At 74.1% G+C, this 8814-nt stretch carries 7 protein-coding genes and 1 pseudogene; all 8 read right to left on the bottom strand.

What is annotated here, in order from left to right; all coding sequences use genetic code 11:
- Positions 1-1068, bottom strand: a 1068-nt coding sequence (hpnC, locus tag FOE67_RS09235; protein ID WP_182662397.1) for a squalene synthase HpnC, incomplete at its 3' end; no start/stop codon positions are given.
- A gap of 73 nt (positions 1069-1141) precedes the next feature.
- Complete coding sequence (locus FOE67_RS09230) at positions 1142-1891, bottom strand: ABC transporter ATP-binding protein (protein ID WP_323384551.1); 750 nt, start codon at positions 1889-1891, stop codon at positions 1142-1144.
- A 103-nt stretch (positions 1892-1994) separates the two neighbouring features.
- Positions 1995-2930: an ABC transporter permease gene (locus FOE67_RS09225; RefSeq protein WP_182662393.1), complete on the bottom strand. Its 936-nt coding sequence runs from the start codon at positions 2928-2930 to the stop codon at positions 1995-1997.
- Between the two features lie 111 nt (positions 2931-3041).
- A complete protein-coding gene (locus FOE67_RS09220) occupies positions 3042-3887 on the bottom strand; it encodes a glycosyltransferase family 2 protein (RefSeq protein ID WP_182662401.1) in 846 nt (281 codons plus the stop codon).
- A gap of 80 nt (positions 3888-3967) precedes the next feature.
- The gene (locus tag FOE67_RS09215; RefSeq protein WP_228473706.1) at positions 3968-4657 is read right to left on the bottom strand and encodes a CDP-alcohol phosphatidyltransferase family protein; all 690 of its coding nucleotides are present in this window, start codon (positions 4655-4657) and stop codon (positions 3968-3970) included.
- A 166-nt stretch (positions 4658-4823) separates the two neighbouring features.
- A pseudogene (locus FOE67_RS09210) lies at positions 4824-5882 on the bottom strand (iron-containing alcohol dehydrogenase family protein); the annotation flags it as partial.
- A complete protein-coding gene (locus FOE67_RS09205; protein WP_182662387.1) occupies positions 5870-6643 on the bottom strand; it encodes a phosphocholine cytidylyltransferase family protein in 774 nt (257 codons plus the stop codon). The pseudogene FOE67_RS09210 and the gene FOE67_RS09205, both read right to left, overlap by 13 nt.
- Positions 6640-8595, bottom strand: coding sequence for a DUF5941 domain-containing protein (locus FOE67_RS09200; protein WP_438874201.1), 1956 nt, complete (start codon positions 8593-8595; stop codon positions 6640-6642). Before FOE67_RS09200 ends, FOE67_RS09205 begins: the two co-directional genes overlap by 4 nt.
- Positions 8596-8814: the final 219 nt, after the last annotated feature.

Raw genomic sequence — 8814 nt, 5'->3', positions numbered from 1 at the left:
GGGACCGGGGGAACGATCGGCTGCGGTGGGACCGGCGGGGCCGCCGGGCGGCCCTCCCGGCGGGCGGGAGGCCGCGCGCAGCACGGCCGCGCAGGAGGTGAGCACCCGCGGCCCGCTCGCCCTCGGCGCGCCGGCCAGGACGTCCCAGCGGGCCGCGGACAGCGCCCGCAGGGCGGCCCATCCGCCGCCCACGAAGCCGGCCAGCAGCAGTCGCAGCCGGCCGTCGGTGTCGCGGACCAGGTGCACGCCCTCGGCGAGCAGCCCTCTGGCCCACTCCGCCTCGGCGGCGATCAGGGCCCGCAGGGAGGGCCCGGCGGTGGGGGCCAGCAGGTCGTCGGGGTCGACCCGGAAGCGCCGCATGTCCTCGGCCGGGAGGTAGATCCGGCCGCGCGCGCGGTCCTCCGCGACGTCCTGGAGGTGCTCGATGATCTGCAGGGCCGTGCACACGGCGTCCGACCACCGGACCCGTTCGGGTGTGGTGGTGCCGGTGACCGCCAGGACCAGCCGGCCGACCGGGTCGGCGGACAGCTCGCAGTAGCGCAGCAGCTGGGCGCGGTCGGCGTAGCGGTGCACCCGCTGGTCGAGGCGGTTGGCCTCGATGAGGGCGCGCAACGACTCCTCCGGGAGACGGTGTTCGCGCGCCACCGGTCCCAGTTCGGCGAGCAGGGGGTGACGGGGGGCGCGACCGGCCAGGGCGCGGTCCAGGTCGGCCTCCAGGGCGTCCAGCAGCACCAGCCGCTCGGCGGGGGGCATGGCCCCTCCCGACGCGTCGTTCCGCCCGTCCCCCGGTTCCCGCGCGCCCCCGGGGTCGGTGCCCAGCAGCAGGGCCGCGTCGGTACCGCCGGGCGCCAGATCGCCGTCACCGATGTCGTCCACCAGACGGGCGTATCCGTAGAGCGCCATCAGGCCGTGGCGCCACGCGGGGGGCAGGAAGCCCGGGGCCACGGGGAAGTTCTCCCGCGCCGCCTTGCGCAACGTGGCCCCGGTGGGATCCGGGGCCGGGGCGCGGTGCGCGGTGTCCGTGGGGTGGGCGGTGCCGTTCGTGCCCGCCGTGGTGCTGCTGTTCATCGACATTCTTCCCCGTCGCACCGGCGCGCCGGCGGACCGCGGCGTGTCGCTCGCGGTCCGCCGGCGCGGCCGGTTACCTGGCGTTCTCCTCCGCGTATGCCTTGAGGACGGGCGCGGTCGGACCGTCCATGACCAGTTCGCCCTTCTCCAACCAGATCACCCGGTCGCAGGTCTTCTCGATGGTCCGGTTGTTGTGACTGACCAGGAACACCGTACCGGCCGTGGCCCGGAGTTCGCGGATGCGGGCCTCGGAGCGTTTCTGGAACTTCTTGTCACCGGTGGCCAGCGCCTCGTCGATCATGAGCACGTCGTGCTGCTTGGCGGCGGCGATGGAGAAGCGGAGCCGGGCCTGCATGCCGGAGGAGTAGGTGCGCATCGGCAGGGTGATGAAGTCGCCCTTCTCGTTGATGCCGGAGAACTCGACGATGTCGTCGTAGCGCTCGCGGATCTCCTCGCGGGACATGCCCATGGCCAGGCCGCCGAGTATGACGTTCCGCTCGCCGGTCAGGTCGTTCATCAGGGCGGCGTTGACGCCCAGCAGGGAGGGCTGGCCGTTGGTGTAGACCCGGCCGCTCTCGGCCGGCAGCAGGCCGGCGATGGCCCGCAGCAGGGTGGACTTGCCGGAGCCGTTGGAGCCGATCAGACCGATCGCCTCGCCCCGGTAGGCGGTGAAGGAGACGCCGCGCACGGCGTGCACCTCGCGGATCCGGCCGGAGGGCTCGCGGCGCAGGATGCGGCGCAGCGCGGCGGTGGCGTTGCCCCGCTGTCGGCCGCCCTGCACGCGGTAGACGATGTGCAGGTCCTCCGCGATGACGGTGGGCACGCGCTCCCCGCCGGCGTCGGCCGCGGGTGCCTTTCCGGCCGCTCCCTCCGTCGCGGGCGTGGCGGGGGCGGCGTCCGTCCCCGTGCGGGTGGTGTCCTTGAGTTCAGCCACGGCCGTACCGCTCCTCCGCCTTCCAGAAGTACACGAACCCGCCGATGCCGAAGAGCAGCGCCCAGCCGACGCCCAGCAGCCAGAACTGCGCGCCGAGGCTCTGGTGGTGCGGACCGTCGATCAGCGCGAAGCGCATCAGCTCCATGTACACCGCGGCCGGGTTGGCCAGGAGCACGTCGGCGACCCACTGGGGGCCCCCGGCACGTTCGGTGACCATGTGGCCGATGGGGAACATCACCCCGGAGCCGTACATCCAGGTGCGCAGCACGAAGGGCATCAACTGGGCGAGGTCGGGAGTGTGGCTGCCCAGCCGGGCGAAGATCATCGCGAGCCCGGAGTTGAAGACGAACTGCAGCAACAGGACGGGGACGATCAACAGCCAGGTCCAGGTCGGGTAGTACCCGAAGCCGACCAGGATGACCACCACGACGATCATCGAGTAGAGCAGTTGCTGGAGCTGTTGGAGCGAGAAGGAGAGCGGCAGCGAGGCCCGGGGGAAGTGCAGGGCCCGGACCAGTCCCAGGTTGCCGGAGATCGCCTTGACCCCGCTCATCACCGACTGCTGGGTGAAGGTGAAGACGAAGACGCCGATCACCAGGAACGGGATGTACTCGGTCATCTCCATCCCCCCTCGGCCGCCGAGCAGCAGACCGAAGATGAGGAAGTAGACGAAGGCGTTGAGCAGGGGGGTGAACACCTGCCACAACTGCCCCAGCTTGGCCTGGCTGTACTGGGCGGACAGCTTGGCCCGGGAGAAGGCCAGGATGAAGTGGCGACGTCCCCACAGCTGCCGGACGTACTGCGTGAGCGGGGGCCGGGCACCGCTCACGGTCAATCCGTGGCGGGCGGCCAGTTCCGCCGGGGTGAGGTGGGATTCCCCCGACCCCGACGGGCCGGGTGTCGCACGTTCGTGCGTTGTCTCGCTCACGTTGGAAAACTCTCGTCCTCGCTGGTCACAGCCGACAGAACCGGCAACGTCCGGGATCACGGGGGAGTGCCCGGCCGTGTCGGTGGATGGATGCTCTCAGACCCGAGCTTGTCAGATGACCGGGGGGCGGCCCAGTCGGGTCAACCGCCACACGGTCCGCCACCGCATCGGGCGTCGCGGACCGCAGGGGGTCCGCCACCCCTCCGCGAACCCGCCGAACCACGCCCGCAGGGCGGCCCGGGAGGGACGGCGGAGCAGGGTGAGCAGCAGCCACACCGAAAGATAGACCGGAATCAGCGGGAGCGGGAGGTTGCGGCGGGCCAGCCAGACCCGGTTGCGGGCCACCATGCGGTGGTAGACGGCGTGCCGGGCCGGCGAGGTGGTGGGGTGGTGCAGCACGCAGTCGGCGCGGTACTCGATGCCCCAGTCGGCGTCCAGCGCGCGCCAGGCCAGGTCGGTCTCCTCGTGGGCGTAGAAGAAGGCGTCCGGCAGGCCGCCGACCTCGGCGAAGACCCGGGTGCGCACGGCGTTGGCCCCGCCCAGGAAGGTGGTGACCCGCGAGGAGCGCTCCGGGTCCGAGGCCCGCAGCCGGGGGACGTGCCGGCGCTGGGTGACGCCGGTCTCCGGGTCGGCGATGCGGAAGCTGACGATGCCCAGCCGGGGGTCGGCGGCGAAGGCGTCGCGGACCCGCTCGGCGGTCTCCGGGTCGGGCAGCAGGCCGTCGTCGTCGAGGAAGAGCAGGACGTCCACCTCCTCCCCCGCCGGCCCGAACGCCTCCACGCCGACGTTGCGTCCGCCGGGGATGCCGAGGTTCTCCGGGAGTTCGACGCTGCGCACGCCCTCGGGGAGGTCCGGCAGCGGGGCGCCGTTGCCCACCACCACGACCTGGATCGGCTCGCCCTTCTGGTCGGCCACCGAGTCCAGCAGGGCCTTCAGCTCGGCCGGGCGGTTGCCCATGGTGATGATCACCGCGCCGAGGCGGAGCCGTTCCCGTCCCGGTGTGCCGGTGGGGTCCGTCCCGGACGGGTCCGCGCCGCTCACCGCAGCCTGCTCGACGCGAGGATGGAGACCAGGTGCAGGACGGTCTGCAGCACCGCCACGGCGGCCAGCACGACCACGCCCAGGCGGGTGAAGAACAGCCCTCCGGCGATCAGGTCGGCGATCGCGACCGCCAGGATGAACAGCGAGGCCTCCACCCCGCCGACCAGGCGGTGGAACTTCAGCGCGGCGGCGGCCCGCCGGGCCATCGCGACCCGGGAGGAGCGCGGCACCGCCGCCTCCTCCCGCACGGCGGGCATCCCGCTGCGGCTGCGGGCGACGTCCACCAGATCGGTCTCCGCCTTGATGAGGATGGCCCCCAGCGCGGCGAGGGTGCCGAGGAAGGCCCACATCCACTCGCCGCCCGCGCCCTCGCGGGCGAAGAGGTCGGCGGCGCGCAGGCCGAAGCCCACCAGCAGCGCGGCCTCGGCGAGGTAGTGGCCGATCCGGTCGAGGTAGACGCCGGTCACCGAGGTCTGTCGCCGCCAGCGGGCGACCTCGCCGTCCACGCAGTCCAGCAGCAGGTAGAGCTGGATCAGCAGCGCGGCGAGGACCGCGCCGAGGATGCCGGGGATCAGCAGGGCCGCGCCGGCGCCGACCCCGGCGAGGACCATGAGGTGGGTCAGCTGGTTGGGGGTGATCCGGCTGTTCACCAGCAGGCGGGTCCAGCGCAGCGAGATCTCCCGCATGTAGAGCCGCCCGGCCCAGTGCTCCCCGCTGCGCCGGTCCTTGATCCCCTCGGGGTGGACGACGGGCCGCAGCTCAGCGACGGAGGGCCGGGGCGGTCGGCTCCGGTCGTCCCTCCCCGGGGTCCCCGGACGGTCGTTCCCGGTCCCGGGACCGCTCGGCGTCGATGGTGTTGACGAGGTCGACATAGTCGGCGTACGCGTCCCTGATCTGGTCGGTGGACAGGTCGAGGTGTTCGAGGATCGTGTAGCGACCCGGCCGGGTGCGCGGGGCGTACCCCACGACCCGGACGAACTCCTCCGGGTCGAACCCGATCTCGGTGGGGAGCACCGGCAGACGGTGCCGGCGCAGGGTCTCGATGATCAACCGGGTCTTCGCCCCCGCCCCGCGCAGGTGCATCGCGAAGGCGGCGCCGAGCCCGCACTGCTCGCCGTGGGGGGCGCGGCGCTGCGGGAAGAGCAGGTCGAAGGCGTGGTTGATCTCGTGACAGGCGCCGGAGGCCGGACGGCTGTCCCCGGCGATCGACATCGAGATGCCGGTGAGGACCAGTCCCTCGGCGAGCACGGTGAGGAAGTCGTCGTCGTCGCAGTCGCCGGGGTGGCGCAGCACCGCCTCGCCGGCCTGGCGGGCCATGGCGGCCGAGAGGCCGTCGATCGCCTCACCGGTCTCGCGGTGGGACAGTTCCCAGTCCGCGACCGCCGAGATGTTGGAGATCACGTCGCCGATGCCGGAGCGCACGAAGCGCGGCGGCGCCTCCCGGATCACCGAGAGGTCGATCACCACGGCGATGGGGGTGGGCACGCCGTAGGAGCCGCGCCCGGCGTCGTTGTCGAGGGTCGCGACGGGCGAGCACAGGCCGTCGTGGGAGAGGTTGGTGGCCACGGCCACCAGGGGCAGCCCCACCCGGGCGGCGGCGAACTTGGCGCAGTCGATGATCTTGCCGCCGCCCAGGCCGACCACCGCGTCGTAGTGGCCGGCCTTCAGCGCTCCGGCGAGTTCGATCGCGTCGTCCAGGGTGCCGCCGCCCACCTCGAACCACTCGGCGCCCTCCAGGGAGGGCTCCAGGCGCTCGCGCAGCCCGCGGCCGGAGCCGCCGCTGATCGCGAAGGCCAGCTTGCCGGTGGGGGCGATCCGTTGGTCGGCGAGCAGCCCGGCGAGCCCGCTCAGGGCGTCCGGACGGATGTCGACGGTGACCGGGGAGGGGATGAGCCGGGTCAGTACCGGCATGCGATCTCCCGTCCGCGGGCCAGGTCGGCGTGGTTGTCGATCTCCACCCACTCCACCTCCCCGATCGGGGCGGTGTCGATGCGGAAGCCCCGGTTCACCAGCTCCTGGTAGCCGTCCTCGTAGTACAGGTCGGGGTCGCGCTCGAAGGTGGTGCGCAGGGCGTCGGCCAGGTCGGCGGCGGCGGCGGACTCGATGAGGGTCACGCCGATGTACTCGCCGCTCGCCTCGGCCGGGTCCATCAGCTTGGTGATGCGGCGCACGCCGGCCTCCGGGTCGACGACGACCTTCATCTCCTCGTCGGCGAGGTTCTTGACCGTGTCGAGGGCCAGGATGATCCGGCGGTCACCGCCGCGGGCCTCCAGCAGGGCGCGCTCGACGGAGGGCGGGTGGACGGTGTCGCCGTTGGCGAGGATGACGCCCTCGCGCAGGACGTCCCGGGCGCACCACAGGGAGTAGGCGTTGTTCCACTCCTCGGCCTTGTCGTTGTCGATGAGGGTGAGCTTCACGCCGTAGCGCCGCTCCAGGGCGGTCTGCCGCTCGTACACCGCCTCGCGCCGGTAGCCGACGACGATCGCGGCCTCGGTGAGGCCGACCTCGGCGAAGTTGGCGAGGGTGAGGTCCAGGACGCTCTTGGCCTCGCCGGGGACGGCGCCCCGCGCGTCGGCCCCCTCGGGCCCGACCGGCACCAGTGCCTTGGGCAGGGTGTCGGTGTAGGGGCGCAGACGCCGTCCGGCGCCTGCGGCGAGCACGAGGCCGATCATGCGGGTACTCCGTTTTCCCTTGTGCCGCCGGGGCCGTTGTCGCGGCGGTCGGCGGGGTCGTCGGTCGGGGTGGCGGTGCGGTCGGCGGGCGCGTCGGCCTCGTCGTGGACGGCGGGCGCCGAGGAGGAGGTCCAGAACCGGACGCTCTCGGCGGGCACGACCACGGCGAGCGCGCCGGCCGCGATCACCAGGGTGAGGGTGAGGCCGGCGCCCCCCGCCGCCCAGAGGGCGGAGGCGGCGACGACCAGCAGGACCCGGCCCTCGTGGCCCCCCATGGCGAGGACCAGTCGGCGGGGCGGCGCCCCGGCACCGCCGCGCAGGCGGTACACCGTGTCGTAGTGATGGTAGGCGGTGACGGCCACCAGGCAGAAAGCGGCCGGCAAGGTCGCGTTCACCCACCCGTCACCCGCCCCGGAGGCGTGCACCGCGAGGACCAGGACGGTGCCGTACTCGCCGAGCCGGAACAGCGGCGGCAGCAGCCAGTCCAACCGGCCGGTGGGCGGGACGGCCACGGCCAGGCCCGCACAGATCGCGTAGCCGAGGGCGAGCAGCGGGATCCAGACCGCCCCGGCCACGCCGGGCAGCAGCAGCGCGCCCGGCGTCAGGAGGACGGCGCCCAGGGCCCACAGCGGCGCGGTGACACCGCCGGGGCGCCGGTGTCCGGCGGCGAGCCGGGCCACGCCGGCGGCGAGGGGGCCGGTGTCGGTGAGGATCTCCAGGGCCCGGGCGGCGGCCGGGCCGGCGGTGCGCGGGCGCAGGGAGCGCAGGAGCCGTCCGGCGGTGGTGTAGCAGGCGGCGAAGCCGCCGGCGATCAACAGGACGACCAGGGTGGTGCGCGGGGTGGTCAGGGCGGTGAGGACGGCGATCAGGGCCCAGCGCTCACCGATCGGCAGGATGATCATGCGGCGCAGCCAGATGGTCCAGCCCACCCGGTCCAGGCGGCCGGAGAGCGCGGCGGCGCGTCCGGCGGCGTCGGCGGGGTCCCCGGTGGCGGGCGCTCCGGTCGGCGCCGCGGTCGGTGTTCCGGTCGGCGCCGGGGCGGTGCTCTCGGTGAAGGCGAAGTCGACGATGTGCCGACAGGTCTGGAGCGCCATCGCCCCCAGGGCCAGGGCCCAGATCGTGCCGTCGTCCCCGGCGCGCACGGCACCGATCGCCAGGCCCGCGTAGAAGGCGTACTCCTTGACCCGGTCGAAGGTGGCGTCCAGCCAGGCGCCGAGCGTGGAGTAGGCCAGGGTGTAGCGGGCCAGCTGGCCGTCCGCGCAGTCCAGCGCGAAGGAGAACAACAGGAGCGCGCCCGCGGCGACGAAGCCGCCGCGGGTGCCGGTCGCCGCGCAACCGGCGGCGATCAGGGCCACCGCCAGGGACGCGGTGGTGACCTGGTTGGGGGTCAGCCCCCGGCGGGCGCACCAGCGCGCCAGGTACCGGGACCAGGGGCTGATCGCGAAGGTGGTGAAGAAGCCGTCGCGGGACTTGACCGCCGTCTCCAGACGCACCCGCTCGTCGTCGACGGCCGCCTCCTCCCGCCGGGCGGCGGCCCGCCGGGCGGCGGTGCGGGGCACGGCGGCGACCAGCGCGCCGAGCGCGGGACGGTGGACGGCGGTGCCCGCCTCCTCCAGCAGGGCCGCCAGCAGGTCGGGCAGGGGGGCGTCCGGGTCGAGGAGTCGGGAGTCGCCCGGTCGGGCCCCGGCGATCCTCCCCGGCGCGGCGGCGAGCGCGGCCCGCGCGGCCGGTCGCACGAGCAGGACACCGGGAACGGCGGCCGCCGGGAAGCGGGGGTCGGTGAGGGCCAGGCGCAGGGCGTGGCGGTGGCCGACGAAGTCGGCGTCGACCACGGCGACCGGGGCGCCCTCCGGTACCTCCGCCAGGACCCGCTCCACGGCCCGGGCGGCGCGCGCCGTGTGCCCGGCGGCGCCCGCTTCCACTCGGCGCGGCGTGAAGCCGAGCGCCCGCAGGTGTTCCTCCAGAGCCGAATCGGCCGGGGGGTCACCGATGAGGATGGCGATCGACAGCTGAACTCACTCCTTGGGACGCGCCGCGACCGCGCCCGCGGCGGGACCGGACCGGGCGCCGGACCGAGCGCGGCCCGCGCGGCCGGTCGCACGAGCAGGACACCGGGAACGGCGGCCGCCGGGAAGCGGGGGTCGGTGAGGGCCAGGCGCAGGGCGTGGCGG

This window comes from Streptomyces calidiresistens, assembly GCF_014141525.1.
Lineage (GTDB): Bacteria > Actinomycetota > Actinomycetes > Streptomycetales > Streptomycetaceae > Streptomyces > Streptomyces calidiresistens.
Note: the sequence above shows the minus strand (reverse complement) of the source record. Positions and strands in the feature narration are given on the sequence as shown.

What these genes read in the sequence shown, in the direction of transcription:
- FOE67_RS09220 (WP_182662401.1), bottom strand. Translation starts at nt 3,887, where the DNA reads ATGGGCAACCGCCCGGCCGAGCTGAAGGCCCTGCTGGACTCGGTGGCC.
- FOE67_RS09215 (WP_228473706.1), bottom strand. Translation starts at nt 4,657, where the DNA reads ATGCGGGAGATCTCGCTGCGCTGGACCCGCCTGCTGGTGAACAGCCGG.
- FOE67_RS09205 (WP_182662387.1), bottom strand. Translation starts at nt 6,643, where the DNA reads ATGATCGGCCTCGTGCTCGCCGCAGGCGCCGGACGGCGTCTGCGCCCC.